This window comes from Dactylosporangium sp. CA-152071, assembly GCF_050936335.1.
GTDB lineage: Bacteria > Actinomycetota > Actinomycetes > Mycobacteriales > Micromonosporaceae > Dactylosporangium > Dactylosporangium maewongense.
Window position 1 is genome coordinate 8,552,665 of the sequence record NZ_JBNJMZ010000001.1, and the last position, 9,590, is coordinate 8,562,254.

The following is a 9,590-nucleotide window of genomic DNA, read 5'->3' on the forward strand; positions in this document are numbered from 1 at the left end:
CGACCCATGGGCATTGTCCCAAGTCCCGAAGAAGCGCGCGACCTCCGGGCCGCGTACGCCGACCACCCGATCATCGCCCTCGCCCTGGCGTGGCTCGCAGCGGCCGGCGTCGACCACGTCCGCGACGCGCTGCTTGAGCTGCCGCGCTGGGAGCACTTCGCGCAGCTGTCGGAGCGAGAGATCGCGGCGACCCTGGCCGCGTTCGTGCCCCCGCCGGCGGACGTGTGCACCCGGTGCGGCCGCGGCGTCCGGTACGTCACCGACGGCCCCGACGTCGAGCACGTCACCGACGCCGACGTCGCCGTGCTGCTGACCGACGACTCGCAGCGCCCGCACCCACCAACGCCGGACTTCGGCGGCGAGCGGTGAACGCGCCGACCCTCGCCGATCAGGTGCGTCACCTGACCGCTCAGGGCCTCGGCGTCGTGCAGGTCGCCGACCAGTTACACATCAGCGCTCACGCTGCGTTCGCCGCTGGCGCGCGCATCCTCCACCCTGGTGACCCTGAAGCGGTCGCCGCGTCGATGCGGGCCGCCATGCCCGCCGAGCTGGATGAGCACACGGTGTGGGCGCTGTGGGTTGCTGCGCACACGCTTGAGGAGATTGCCGCCCGCTACGACGTCAGCATGTTCCTCGCCGGCGTCATGCAGGACGTGGCGGACAAGCACCTCGGCAGCTGGGGTGCCGCGTGACCGCCCCGCAGCCGCACCCGGCATGGTGCGACCAGGAGCACGGAGAGATGCCGCTGCACTCCGGACAGGTCGGCGCCGACCTGGACCTCACCGGAGACCTTGCGTACGCCGTGTACCTGCAGCAGAAGCCCGGCGAGCCGGCCGAGGTGCACCTGATGCGGCACACCGCCGAGGAGACGTCGTTCACCCGGTTCACGATTCTGGAGGCGTCGATCCTGCGGGACCTGCTCGGCGAGGGCCTCGGCCTGCTCGCCCGTGAGGCGGGTCTACGGTGAGCGCCGACGCGTGGTTCGCCGACTACACCGCCGGCGCGTTCCTGCCGGAGGTCTCGGCCGCTGTACGGGCGGCGGACGCGGTGACGGCGGCGGGGCGGCACCCGCTGTGGTGCAGCGGGCAGCACCCCGACAACTGGCCGTTGCACTCCAACGAGGTCGGCGGCGTCGACATGCCCGCCTACGGCAACGCTGTTGCGGTGATGCTGCTGCAGCACAGTCGCGGGAACGTCACGGTGCAGTTGTCGGACTTCCGCAGCCCGGACCCGGTCCGCACCAAGATGACCGTCGACGAGGCGCGGCACCTGCGTGACCTGCTCGACACCGCGATCGTGTGGGCGGGCACGCGGTGACGGCCGACGTGAGCGTCAAGCGTGCCTGTACCCCGGCGGCAACGGAGGCGGCACGGTACACGTCGACGCCGACCGTGGACGGGACGGCTCGCACGGCGGCGGCGACCGCGGCCCGCCGGCGGGCCTACGCCGCCCGGATCGCCCACGAGCTGGCCTGCCGGCTCGACGAGCTCGACAACGCCCGCCTGGCCGCGCTCGCCGGCGTGCTGGCCGCCGAGTGCCTGAATCGCGGCCTGGCGGTGCCGGACATCAGGGTGTAGGACGCTCGACGACGTAGGTGCCGCGCTGCGGGATCGTGACCACAAGGCCACGGTCCCGCAGTGTTTCTACCGCCCGGCGGGCGGTGCCGCGGGCCACGCCGTACGCCTGCTGGATGGACAGCTCGGACGGGATCGGGTCGCGGGGCCGCAGCTCGCCGGCCTCGATGCGGGCCGCGATCAGGTCGGCGACCTGGATGTAGAGCGGCGTTGGGTCCATCGGGTCGGTCATGTCGAACATCGTGACTTTCTGTACGTTCTGGACGTTCGTGCGGTACGTCCTGTACGTGCAGGACGTTCACGGCTACGGTCAGGCGTGGGTGCGCCGCTCGTAGAGCGGAACGGCTGCGAGTCACGGGCGGCGCACCCTCCAACGCCACCAGCCGCCGGGAGCACACCGTGAGCGACACCCGCCATCGGCCCGCCCGCCCGACCTGGACATGCTCGGGCTGCGGCCAGCCGTGGCCATGCCCGGAACGGCGCCGCATATTCCTCGAGGACTTCCAGGGCCGGCGCATGCAGCTCCGCGGCGTCCTGGCCCTGTTCCTGATCGACGCCACCGAGGACCTCGCCGACCCTGTCGAGCAGCTGCACGAGCGTTTCGTCTCCTGGGCCTACCGGCGGTAGGCCATAGCGTCGGATTGTCGACCGTCGCCCTCGCGCCGGCCTTGTACGGTGCGTGCAGGTCACGACTACGGAGGTCGATGTGAAGGCACGTCAGGTTGTGTTGCTGGCCGTCGCCGGCGTCCTTGTGCTGTGCGGCGTCGGTGTGCTGATCGCGGTGCTCACCATGAGCGGCGACGACAAGCCGACAGCTGCTGCGTCGGATGCTGCCGTGACGCCCTACACCGCGACCGCCGTCAAGCAGGGTGCCGACCTGGTCGCCCCGGGCGTGACCGTCGACGGGGCCCGCGCCGCGATCAGCGACTGGCTGGCCAAGAACGCTGGCGACTCCAAGCACCTGGTCGTGACCGTGGTCCGTGCTGCCGCGGACAAGACGTATGTGTGCCGCGCTGAGTACGTCGCTGATGAGCAGACGGCCGCCGTCCGGACTGGTGGCCGGGTCAAGGGTCCGTACCCGGCCACCGTGGTGAACTGTCCCGATCCGAAGGGCGCCTAGTCGGCGAAGGTCAGCGACTTGTCGCCGGCGCGCACGGCCAGGGCGACGCGCTCGCTGTTGTGATCGATGGCTGCCAGGGATACGCGCTCGATGACCTGGTTGTCGACCATCAGGATCACGTCGCGGACGCGCTCGCCGGAGCCGCCTGCAGCAGCGGGCCCGCCGGCCGTGCGGGCGCCAGCAGCGATCGCGCGGTCGAGCAGGGCGTTGAGCTTGCTCTCCGGCGCGACGATCTCACCCTCGCGGCCCTCGCCAGCCACGACCACGCGGCCGCCTGGTGTGGCGGGCACCCACCCGCCCTCCGCCAGCTGAGGCAGCCGCGGAGCGCTGATCGAGTTGCCGCCGATGATCGGCACCCACCCGGGTACCGTCCAGTGCAGGGCGCCGATCGTGCTGTTCCACAGGCGCGAGATCGTGTTGAACGCACCCCTGAACGGGGCGGTGATGAAGGACGCGATCGACACGAACGCGTCGCGGATCTTGCCAGGGAGGGCGGACAGCCAGCCCCACCAGGTCTCGCCCGTCTTCCTGATCCAGCCCCACACGTCGACGAACACCTGACCGAACGCCTTCGCGCTCGTCCACAGGTCCGTGAAGACGCCGACGATGCCGGGCCAGAGGACGTCTTTGACCCACGACCAGAAATCGAGTGCCGTCGATTTGATCCAGCCCCAGGCAGCGTTCCACACGTCCTGGAACCACGTCGTCTTCGTCGCGATGATCACGATGATCGCGACCAGGGTCACGATCGCCAGGACGATCCACGTAATCGGCGACGAGAACAGCGCGGTGTTCAGCAGCCACTGGACGGCGGTCCACGCCTTCATCGCCACCGACACCGCGTAGATGGCGCCGGCAAAGACACCCAGACCGATCGCCACGGGCGCCACCCAGTCGGAGTTGTCCTTCAGCCACCCCAACGTCGCCTGGATGAACGGCAGCGCCTGGGCCAGCTTCTCAACCAAGGCCAGCTGAACCTGGTTCCTGAGCTGCTTCAGCTGTGTCGTCGCGTTGTCGCTGAGGCTCTTGCCCAGCTGCTTGTTCGCCCCGTCGATCTCGCCGAGGGCGTTGACCGCCGACGACGGATCGAGAGCGAACGCGGCCTTCTGCAGGTCGACCCACTTCTCGCCGAGCAGCTCGGCTGCAACCTTCGCCCGGTCCGCGGGGTCCTTGATCGTGCGGAGCCGGTCAAAGATGGTGTCGAGCGCCCCGTTCGCCCGCGGCCCGCCAGCGGCGAAGTCCGCAGCCATCTGCCGGGCGTTGAGACCGATGGCCTTCAACCCCTCCGCAGCGTCGCCGTTGAGAACCCGGTCGTTGATCTCCTTGAGGGTGTCCGCCACCGTGTCGCCATCGCGGGCGCCGCCGGCCAGCCCTTGCTCGATCAGGCCGAGTGCCTGCTTGCCGTCGACACCCAGCGCCCGGAACTGGGTGCTGTATTCCGTGAAGGTGTCCAGGAGGTCGTCGGCCTCGTTGGCGGTGCCCTGGAAGCCGCGGGCGATGATGTCGAAGGCGGCCTCAGCGTCGGCGGCCAGGCCGGTCTTGATCAGCTTGCTGACCGCACGGGTGGACTCGGCGACGTCGATGCCGAACGTGGAGGCCAGGTTGAGTGCGGAGCCGCTGATGTTCTGCAGGCTGGCGTCGTCGAGCTGGCCGAGATTGCGGGTGACCGCGGCAATGGCGTCGTTGACCTCGCCCATGGAGTCGGCGTACGCGCCGGCGTACAGCTCGCCAGCGATCTTGCCCATGCGTTCGCTCTCCGCGGCGGTGAGGCCGAGCTGGGCGGCGAGCTTGTCGTTGGCGGTGTCGAACTCCATAGCGCTTGTGATGCCGGCTACGAGGGCTGCACCGGCGGCTGCAGAGATCACGGATGCGGCCATCTGCAGCTTGTTTCCGAACTTGGCGAACTTGCTGTGCGCCTCGTCGAGGCCTTCCTCGAAGGGCCGGTCGTCGGTGCGGATGACCGCGGACAGGTCGCCGAGTACCAGTGCCATCGTGTCCCTACTTCCCTTGCCAGTGCTCGATTTCGGGGCCGAGACGCTCGGCGTGGGCGGGGCAGTCGGCGGTGTGGTTGAACGGTGCGTGCCCGGTCGGCCGGTCGGGGTCGGACTGGCACAGCGCGGCCCAGATGGCGGGTGTGATGTGGCGTGTGGCGCCGCAGGGGCACCGGCCGAGTCCTGCGGCTACCCGGCGCCGGCGCAGGCCTTCGCGGAGCGCGGGTGGGGCGTCGTCGGGGATGACCGGCACCTCGGCGACGGCGCGTTCGCCGCGGATGGTGGTGCGGAGCAGCTCCGTCGTCAGGGTGCGCACCGGTCAGCCCTGCCCCTGCTGCCTGCCGGCCTGCGCGTTGAGGACGGCGGCGAAGGTGTCGATGCCGGCGGTTTCAGCGGCGGCCTTCGCCTGCTCGTACATGCCCAGGGCCATCCGGTGCTGGGCGGGCAGGGTGGCGAACCCGTTGGGGTCGTCGATGCAGAGCTTGGCGAGGGCCTCCATGTCGAGGTCGGGTCGCCACGTCCGGGCGACGCTCTGCCGGGCGGGGTCGGGTGGGGTGCTGGCCGCGTAGCCGGCGGCCAGGGTCTGCCTCGGGTTGGTCATCGGGTGCTCCTACGGGCCTTCGCCGCGGCAGCCAGCTCGGCCAGACGCGACCGCTTGCGGGCGTACCACTCGGCCGGGTTCGTCAGCCCCATGCTGAGCATGCTGTCGACGCGGACGCCTGCGCCGCCGTGCGGCAGGCCACCATGCTGCGCGACCGCCTGGTAGACCGATGCGGCAAGCAGGTCTCCCTCACCGACTTCCTCGATCGGCTGGTCGTCAACGACGATGACGGCCGGCTCGTTGTGGGACAGCCGGTCAGCGAACGCCAACCCAGACTCTGCGTCCTCGCCGCGGTCGCTCGGCAGCGTGTTGCACAGGTCCCGTAGCCGGTCGCGGGTCTGCGCGTGCCAGGCGTTGTGCTGCCGGGCGGTGGTGAGGAACTTGGTGATGGCCCGGTCGACGCTGTCGAGGGCCTGGGCGACCGCGGCGAGGCCCTGCCCGCCCCCGTTGACGTCGGCGAGGATCTGGGCGCGCAGGTCGGCGAGGGCCTGTGCGTGTGCGGCGGCTTTGGCCCGGTCGGCGTTGCGGCGGGTGGCTTCGGCGCGCAGCTGGGCGAAGTGCGCCAGGTCCCGCTGGGCGGCGATGTGGGCGGGCGTGACGTCCTGGTCGCCGTCGCGTACCCGTTCCTCGAGCGCGTCGACGAGCTGGGCGGCTTCGGCGGCTTCGCGTTCGGCCTTGGCGACGTCGGCGTCGGTGACGTGCTCGACGTCGGGGCCGTCTGTGGTGGTGGTCATGTGGTCCTCCGGTAGCGGTAGGCGTCCAGGCTCTCGGTGTCGACGAGCCACACGGGCCCGACGCGCTCCCCGGCGAGCCGGCCTGCCCGGCACAGGCGCCGCACGTAAGACTCCGTGCAGCCGAGCAGGCCGGCCGCCTGGGCGGCTGCGACCCTGCCCGCCACTGTCGCGGGTGCGACGGGTTCGGTACCGGCGGCGGTACTGGTCTGTTCGTGGCGTTCGGCGGCCTCGTGCAGCGCCAGGAGGATGCGTTGCGCGCGGGCGGACACCAGCAGACCATCGCGGCGTGCGCGGGCCGTCAGGTCGCGTACAGCGGCGGCGAGCAACTCCCCGGCGACGTCGCCAGGTACCAGCACCGACCCGTCGGGGCGGAGCAGCCGGGCGACGTCGCCAGGGATGGTGCTCACGACTGATGACCGGCGGCGTCGGGTGTGTCGGTGGTGGCCAGGGCCGGAAGGACTCGCGCCGCGATGGTCAGCGAGGCGGCCGGGTTGACCGTGTCCGAGGCGGCCGTGTCCGGCAGGCCGGCGCTGGCGAGGGCCGCGGCAACGATGTGGTGCGCCTGGACGTCGGTCAGGAATCGGCCGGCCCCGTCCTGGTCGATGACGGTGACGACGGCCTGGCCGGCGCCGTCGTGGCCGGCGTTGTGCAGCCCGGCCGCGCGCAGCTGCTCGCGCTCGCCGTGCTGGTCGGCGAGGTCGACGGTGGCGATCGCTCGGCGGGCGAGGTCGCGGATCTTCGTCGACCGTTGGCCGGCGCGCGTGGCAACTCGGCGCAGTGCCGCTACCGCCTCGGTGAACGCGTCGAGGATCGCCGGGTCTTCGGTGAGGTCCAGGGTGCGGGCTTCGGCGCCCAGCGTGGCGTACAGGGCGTGCCGGGCCCCGGTTTCGAGCTGTTCGGCGTTGCGCTTCGCTGCGTCGACCCGCAGGGCGGCGTAGCCGACGAGGTCTTGGGCGTCGCGCAGCTCGGCGGGCTTGATGTCGGGGTCGCCGGCGCGGACCCGCTCTTCAAGGGCGGCGAGGAACGCTGCGGTCTGGCGGTGGTCTTCCTCGGCCGTCTCGATCTGTTTGCGGCCGGCCGCCGCGGCGGCTTCGTTTGCGGTCACTGCTGGTCGCCTTCCGCCTCAGCTGGCGGCGGGGTGGTGGCGTGCGGGGTGGTGGCGTGCAGGGCGGCGCGGGCCCGGAGGCCGGCGGGCAGGTCGGCGTACGCGGTGGGGTTGGTCTTGGCCAGCTCGGCAACGCGGGTGAGCTGTTCCGGGTCGTCAACGGCGCTGGCGGCCATCTTGGCCGCGATGGCCTCATGGAGTGTGGGCATGGGGTGGGTCCTTCCGGTAGCGCCAGGCGTCGAGCGAGGCGCGGTCGATGAGCCATGCCCGCTGTCCAGCCCTACGGCCAAGGATTCGGCCGGACCGGACCAGCGAGCGCACGTGCTGCGCGCTGCACTCCAGGAGTGCTGCTGCGGCAGCGGTGCTGATCTCCAGCTTCGGCGTTGCGGCCGGTGGGGTTTCGGTAGCGAAACCGGCGGCGTCCTGGTCGTGGTGGTGCTCGGCGCGGGCGAAGGCGTAGACGAGGTTGCGGACGTCTGCGGTGGGCGCGCCGCCATCCGTGCGGATGTGCTGGGCGAGGTCGCGGACGAGGATGCGACGCACGGCGCCGGCGAGGTGTGGCGGCACGACGACGGACCCGTCGACCAGCTCAACAGGTCCAGGGGCGGCGTGCTGGTGGGTCACCTGGGCTCGTGGTCGTCGTCCTGGTCGACGTCCCGGTCCCGAAGTCCGTCGCTCGCTGACGGACTTCGGCCTCCGATGATCTCGGCACGGCCGTACCGACTTGAGCCTCCGGCGTCGTGGTCCTGATCGTCGCCGACGAGGGCCGGGTACCGGTCGCAGAGGACGGCGTGGAGCTCGCGCCCGGGGACGTTGGAGAGGTTGCCGGGGTCGCGGATCCGGTCGACGACCTGCCGCGCCCGCCACACGGCGGCCTGACGCTCGCCAGCGGGTGCCGTGACGGCCGCGCGCAGCAGCTCGGCCGCGCGCTCGTACGCGGCCTGCTCCGCCGGGGTCGCCTGACGCTCCCGGGTGTGGCGGCGCCCGGCCATCACGTCCGCCCGTGCCGGGCCCGCAGGGCGGGCAACGCCGCGGCGTTGGCGGCGAGGCGGGCCTTGCGTAGCCGGCGCCGGCGGCGGCGCTCCCCGCCGTCGGTGGACACGACCAGGGAGGCGCCGGCGGCGCCTTCCAGGAGCGCGGCGACCTCCAGCACGGCGGTACGGCGACCGGCGGGGCTGTAGCCGGCGGGCACGACCAGGGCGTGCGCCAGGGCCGCCAGGAGCGCCGTGGTCGGGCGCAGCTGGCCGACCTCCAGCCGCTCGACCGTGCGGGCGTGGCAGCCGGCCAGGGCGGCAAGGCGACGCTGCGACAGGGACGCGCGGGCCCGCTCACGGCGAAGAACGGCACCGAGGGAGGCGCGGAGCCGGGCCTGTTCGGTCGGGCCGGGCTGTACCCGGGCACCGGGGGTTGCCGGTCCAACGGGCGCACCTGACGCGCGCGGGGCAGGAACCGGGGCCGGGGCGTGGTGCGGGGTCATGGGGTGTCCTGTGTGGGGGTGTCTGGCGGTGTCCATCCGGCGTCGAGGAGGTTGCCGATGATGCGGCGGGCTACTGCCTGGTCGTCGAGTGCCAGGTGGTAGCTGGGGTACGCGTTGGGGTCTCGCTGGCGGCTGGCTACCACGTCCGTTCGGACTTCGATCTGCCAGAAGGCCAGGTTGATTGCCCAGTCGATGGGTGAGGTGCCCTCTGCGTAGGCGAGTCGGGCGATCGGGTCGATGTCGTCGCTCATGGGTTGTCCTGTGGTGGGGTGGTCTGCTGGGTGCGGGCGAGTTTGGCGGTGTGGCGTTGCCGTAGGCCGGCTGTGCGGGCGGCGGCGAACTCGGCGCGGGTGGCGCGCTTGGCTGCCTGCCGCCGGTCGTGCTCGGCACGCTGCGCGGCGAGGCGCTCGGCCACGATGGCGTCCCAGTCGGCAATCTCGGTCATGCGCTCTCGGCCTCCTGTGCGAGGCGGGCGAGGGCGGTGGGGTCGTAGTGCGGGTTGGGTTCGCCGACCGGTGCAGTGCCGACCTTCCAGTGCGACGTTTCCGCGCGGCGCCGGCCGATGCCGAGGGCGCGGAGTTGCGCCTTGGCATCCTCGGCACTCATCGGCGGCCCGGCGCTGGCGGCCTGGTCGTCGACGGGGCCGCGAAGCTTCGCGGCCAGTCCAGCCGCGGTCAGCGGCTGTTTTGGGGCTGCGCTCTTACGCGGACCGCTCCCCGCCCGTCTTTGATCTTGCGGGACCGTGTGTGAGCCTCCAGGCGAACGCACGTGGTCCCGCCTTCCGGCTGGGGGCACGGAAGGCTTGGGCGGTACCACAGGGTCAGATACCGAGCCTCTCAGGCTCCGCGATTGGCCCACAGGGTCTGGCAGTTGGCCTGGAGTACCGCCTTCGGGACGGGTGTTGCGTGTATCAGCCGACGCAACATCCCCGTCGCCGGAAGGCGGTACTGAGGTACTGCCTTCCGGCGAACCACTCCCATCTGTCCAG

21 protein-coding genes are annotated in these 9,590 nt (G+C 71.7%); 7 read left to right on the top strand and 14 right to left on the bottom strand.

Going from position 1 to position 9,590, the window contains the following annotated elements; all coding sequences use genetic code 11:
• Nucleotides 1–6 precede the first annotated feature (6 nt).
• The 5 genes from ACQEVZ_RS38610 to ACQEVZ_RS38630 are packed head-to-tail and all read left to right on the top strand — an operon-like array spanning nucleotide 7 to nucleotide 1,577.
• A complete protein-coding gene (locus tag ACQEVZ_RS38610; protein WP_433375822.1) occupies nucleotides 7–369 on the top strand; it encodes a hypothetical protein in 363 nt (120 codons plus the stop codon).
• Nucleotides 366–692 carry a hypothetical protein gene (locus ACQEVZ_RS38615; RefSeq protein WP_433375825.1) on the top strand — a complete coding sequence of 109 codons (327 nt, stop codon included), beginning with the start codon at nucleotides 366–368 and terminating at the stop codon, nucleotides 690–692. Before ACQEVZ_RS38610 ends, ACQEVZ_RS38615 begins: the two co-directional genes overlap by 4 nt.
• Complete coding sequence (locus ACQEVZ_RS38620) at nucleotides 689–967, top strand: hypothetical protein (RefSeq protein ID WP_433375828.1); 279 nt, start codon at nucleotides 689–691, stop codon at nucleotides 965–967. Before ACQEVZ_RS38615 ends, ACQEVZ_RS38620 begins: the two co-directional genes overlap by 4 nt.
• Nucleotides 964–1,317 (top strand): hypothetical protein, encoded by a 354-nt coding sequence (locus tag ACQEVZ_RS38625; RefSeq protein ID WP_433375831.1) that lies wholly within the window; start codon nucleotides 964–966, stop codon nucleotides 1,315–1,317. The genes ACQEVZ_RS38620 and ACQEVZ_RS38625 overlap by 4 nt, the downstream gene beginning before the upstream one ends.
• An 8-nt stretch (nucleotides 1,318–1,325) precedes the next feature.
• Nucleotides 1,326–1,577 carry a hypothetical protein gene (locus ACQEVZ_RS38630; protein WP_433375834.1) on the top strand — a complete coding sequence of 84 codons (252 nt, stop codon included), beginning with the start codon at nucleotides 1,326–1,328 and terminating at the stop codon, nucleotides 1,575–1,577.
• Here the strand turns inward: ACQEVZ_RS38630 and ACQEVZ_RS38635 are convergent.
• Nucleotides 1,567–1,806 carry a GntR family transcriptional regulator gene (locus ACQEVZ_RS38635; RefSeq protein ID WP_433375837.1) on the bottom strand — a complete coding sequence of 80 codons (240 nt, stop codon included), beginning with the start codon at nucleotides 1,804–1,806 and terminating at the stop codon, nucleotides 1,567–1,569. The two genes, ACQEVZ_RS38630 and ACQEVZ_RS38635, sit on opposite strands and share 11 nt — an antisense overlap.
• 167 nt (nucleotides 1,807–1,973) lie before the next feature.
• Here ACQEVZ_RS38635 and ACQEVZ_RS38640 point away from each other — a divergent pair, with 167 nt between their 5' ends.
• Nucleotides 1,974–2,201 (top strand): flavin reductase, encoded by a 228-nt coding sequence (locus ACQEVZ_RS38640; RefSeq protein WP_433375840.1) that lies wholly within the window; start codon nucleotides 1,974–1,976, stop codon nucleotides 2,199–2,201.
• A gap of 79 nt (nucleotides 2,202–2,280) precedes the next feature.
• Nucleotides 2,281–2,694, top strand: a complete 414-nt coding sequence (locus ACQEVZ_RS38645) for a hypothetical protein (protein ID WP_433375843.1) — start codon at nucleotides 2,281–2,283, stop codon at nucleotides 2,692–2,694.
• Here ACQEVZ_RS38645 and ACQEVZ_RS38650 read toward each other — a convergent pair.
• Genes ACQEVZ_RS38650 through ACQEVZ_RS38710 form a run of 13 tightly spaced genes read right to left on the bottom strand, consistent with a single transcriptional unit; the run spans nucleotide 2,691 to nucleotide 9,208 of the window.
• Entirely contained in the window at nucleotides 2,691–4,685 is a 1,995-nt protein-coding gene (locus tag ACQEVZ_RS38650) for a phage tail tape measure protein (RefSeq protein ID WP_433375846.1), read from the bottom strand. The genes ACQEVZ_RS38645 and ACQEVZ_RS38650 overlap by 4 nt on opposite strands.
• 7 nt (nucleotides 4,686–4,692) lie before the next feature.
• Nucleotides 4,693–5,001 carry a hypothetical protein gene (locus ACQEVZ_RS38655; protein ID WP_433375849.1) on the bottom strand — a complete coding sequence of 103 codons (309 nt, stop codon included), beginning with the start codon at nucleotides 4,999–5,001 and terminating at the stop codon, nucleotides 4,693–4,695.
• A 3-nt stretch (nucleotides 5,002–5,004) separates the two neighbouring features.
• The gene (locus ACQEVZ_RS38660) at nucleotides 5,005–5,286 is read right to left on the bottom strand and encodes a hypothetical protein (RefSeq protein WP_433375852.1); all 282 of its coding nucleotides are present in this window, start codon (nucleotides 5,284–5,286) and stop codon (nucleotides 5,005–5,007) included.
• A complete protein-coding gene (locus ACQEVZ_RS38665) occupies nucleotides 5,283–6,020 on the bottom strand; it encodes a hypothetical protein (protein ID WP_433375855.1) in 738 nt (245 codons plus the stop codon). The genes ACQEVZ_RS38660 and ACQEVZ_RS38665 overlap by 4 nt, the downstream gene beginning before the upstream one ends.
• Complete coding sequence (locus ACQEVZ_RS38670) at nucleotides 6,017–6,427, bottom strand: helix-turn-helix domain-containing protein (RefSeq protein WP_433375858.1); 411 nt, start codon at nucleotides 6,425–6,427, stop codon at nucleotides 6,017–6,019. Before ACQEVZ_RS38670 ends, ACQEVZ_RS38665 begins: the two co-directional genes overlap by 4 nt.
• Nucleotides 6,424–7,125, bottom strand: a complete 702-nt coding sequence (locus ACQEVZ_RS38675) for a hypothetical protein (RefSeq protein WP_433375861.1) — start codon at nucleotides 7,123–7,125, stop codon at nucleotides 6,424–6,426. The genes ACQEVZ_RS38670 and ACQEVZ_RS38675 overlap by 4 nt, the downstream gene beginning before the upstream one ends.
• The gene (locus tag ACQEVZ_RS38680) at nucleotides 7,122–7,334 is read right to left on the bottom strand and encodes a hypothetical protein (RefSeq protein WP_433375864.1); all 213 of its coding nucleotides are present in this window, start codon (nucleotides 7,332–7,334) and stop codon (nucleotides 7,122–7,124) included. Before ACQEVZ_RS38680 ends, ACQEVZ_RS38675 begins: the two co-directional genes overlap by 4 nt.
• Nucleotides 7,318–7,749: a helix-turn-helix domain-containing protein gene (locus tag ACQEVZ_RS38685; protein ID WP_433375867.1), complete on the bottom strand. Its 432-nt coding sequence runs from the start codon at nucleotides 7,747–7,749 to the stop codon at nucleotides 7,318–7,320. Before ACQEVZ_RS38685 ends, ACQEVZ_RS38680 begins: the two co-directional genes overlap by 17 nt.
• Entirely contained in the window at nucleotides 7,746–8,117 is a 372-nt protein-coding gene (locus ACQEVZ_RS38690; RefSeq protein ID WP_433375870.1) for a hypothetical protein, read from the bottom strand. The genes ACQEVZ_RS38685 and ACQEVZ_RS38690 overlap by 4 nt, the downstream gene beginning before the upstream one ends.
• Complete coding sequence (locus tag ACQEVZ_RS38695; RefSeq protein WP_433375873.1) at nucleotides 8,117–8,602, bottom strand: helix-turn-helix domain-containing protein; 486 nt, start codon at nucleotides 8,600–8,602, stop codon at nucleotides 8,117–8,119. The genes ACQEVZ_RS38690 and ACQEVZ_RS38695 overlap by 1 nt, the downstream gene beginning before the upstream one ends.
• Entirely contained in the window at nucleotides 8,599–8,853 is a 255-nt protein-coding gene (locus tag ACQEVZ_RS38700) for a hypothetical protein (protein WP_433375876.1), read from the bottom strand. Before ACQEVZ_RS38700 ends, ACQEVZ_RS38695 begins: the two co-directional genes overlap by 4 nt.
• Nucleotides 8,850–9,047, bottom strand: coding sequence for a hypothetical protein (locus tag ACQEVZ_RS38705; protein ID WP_433375879.1), 198 nt, complete (start codon nucleotides 9,045–9,047; stop codon nucleotides 8,850–8,852). Before ACQEVZ_RS38705 ends, ACQEVZ_RS38700 begins: the two co-directional genes overlap by 4 nt.
• Nucleotides 9,044–9,208: a hypothetical protein gene (locus ACQEVZ_RS38710; protein ID WP_433375883.1), complete on the bottom strand. Its 165-nt coding sequence runs from the start codon at nucleotides 9,206–9,208 to the stop codon at nucleotides 9,044–9,046. Before ACQEVZ_RS38710 ends, ACQEVZ_RS38705 begins: the two co-directional genes overlap by 4 nt.
• Between the last annotated feature and the right edge of the window lie 382 nt (nucleotides 9,209–9,590).

Bases quoted from the DNA above. Each gene is read 5' to 3' on its own strand.
- ACQEVZ_RS38665 (WP_433375855.1), bottom strand. From the start codon at position 6,020: ATGACCACCACCACAGACGGCCCCGACGTCGAGCACGTCACCGACGCC.
- ACQEVZ_RS38650 (WP_433375846.1), bottom strand. From the start codon at position 4,685: ATGGCACTGGTACTCGGCGACCTGTCCGCGGTCATCCGCACCGACGAC.
- ACQEVZ_RS38635 (WP_433375837.1), bottom strand. From the start codon at position 1,806: ATGACCGACCCGATGGACCCAACGCCGCTCTACATCCAGGTCGCCGAC.
- ACQEVZ_RS38705 (WP_433375879.1), bottom strand. From the start codon at position 9,047: ATGACCGAGATTGCCGACTGGGACGCCATCGTGGCCGAGCGCCTCGCC.
- ACQEVZ_RS38610 (WP_433375822.1), top strand. From the start codon at position 7: ATGGGCATTGTCCCAAGTCCCGAAGAAGCGCGCGACCTCCGGGCCGCG.
- ACQEVZ_RS38690 (WP_433375870.1), bottom strand. From the start codon at position 8,117: ATGGCCGGGCGCCGCCACACCCGGGAGCGTCAGGCGACCCCGGCGGAG.
- ACQEVZ_RS38660 (WP_433375852.1), bottom strand. From the start codon at position 5,286: ATGACCAACCCGAGGCAGACCCTGGCCGCCGGCTACGCGGCCAGCACC.
- ACQEVZ_RS38695 (WP_433375873.1), bottom strand. From the start codon at position 8,602: ATGACCCCGCACCACGCCCCGGCCCCGGTTCCTGCCCCGCGCGCGTCA.
- ACQEVZ_RS38680 (WP_433375864.1), bottom strand. From the start codon at position 7,334: ATGCCCACACTCCATGAGGCCATCGCGGCCAAGATGGCCGCCAGCGCC.
- ACQEVZ_RS38710 (WP_433375883.1), bottom strand. From the start codon at position 9,208: ATGAGTGCCGAGGATGCCAAGGCGCAACTCCGCGCCCTCGGCATCGGC.
- ACQEVZ_RS38700 (WP_433375876.1), bottom strand. From the start codon at position 8,853: ATGAGCGACGACATCGACCCGATCGCCCGACTCGCCTACGCAGAGGGC.